Source organism: Pseudomonas protegens, from assembly GCF_003732485.1.
Lineage (GTDB): Bacteria > Pseudomonadota > Gammaproteobacteria > Pseudomonadales > Pseudomonadaceae > Aquipseudomonas > Aquipseudomonas protegens_B.
Map to the genome: position 1 here is coordinate 59394 of NZ_MOAK01000049.1, position 829 is coordinate 60222.

Sequence of the window (829 nt, forward strand, 5' to 3'; positions counted from 1 at the left end):
CGGTTCAATGGAGGTCCTTGTTGCGCCATGGCGCTTAGCGGAAATCGACGCTGGTCAAGCGATCCAGGGTCCGACCCATTTGAAAGGTGAATGGCCGACCCAGGGTCTGCATCTTTTGATCGCACAGCGCTTGCAGCTCGTCCTTTCGGGTGTCGAAGGGCAGGGCTGAGGTCAGGGTCTGGACTCCGATGGAGCCGATGACGATGGCGAATTCGTCAAGGGGCACCGGCGCGGGCCGGGTGATTTTCGAGCTGGAAGGCCAGGCCTGGACGGTTTTCTGTTGCAGGTATCGGTTCAGGTCCGGGTCATCGAAATGCACCTTGAGCGGTACCTTGGCAATGCTGCCGCTGCGGGTCAGCAAGGAGATCAGGCCGCGTTCGCTGTTGTCCTGTTCAAGGGCTTCGTAGCCGATCAGTTTCAAGCGCGTGGGCATCGCCAGGTGTGCAGTGATCTTGCAACTGACCGGGCCTTCGATTTCGCTCCGGTTGACGATGGCATGCATGCTGTCGTCGTAGCTGCGGTCCAGCAGCATCTCGAACGTCGGGTCGAACTCGAGGCTGGCGTCGATGCTGTCCGGCAGGTCGCTGGGGCCGGGCGGGTTGACGCTGGCCCGGGCGTTGTCCAGTTCCAGGTGCAGGTTCATCGAACTGGCCTTGCGCGCGTCGGTAACCTGCTCGAAGACCGCCCTGAGGCGACCCCGTTGTTCCGGGCTCAGGGAGTAGTCCACCAGACGCAGGTGGATCACTTTGTCATCCTCCTTGTCGCGCTCCAGGGCGATGGCATCCGGGTCCAGGCCCTGGGCGCTGAGCGCCCTGTAAATACTCTGCTT

At 61.9% G+C, this 829-nt stretch carries 1 protein-coding gene; it reads right to left on the reverse strand.

Annotated features, from left to right (window positions below; translation table 11 throughout):
- Positions 1–34 precede the first annotated feature (34 nt).
- A partial coding sequence (locus BLX41_RS12325) for a hypothetical protein (RefSeq protein ID WP_185073513.1) occupies positions 35–829 on the reverse strand: 795 nt, incomplete at its 5' end.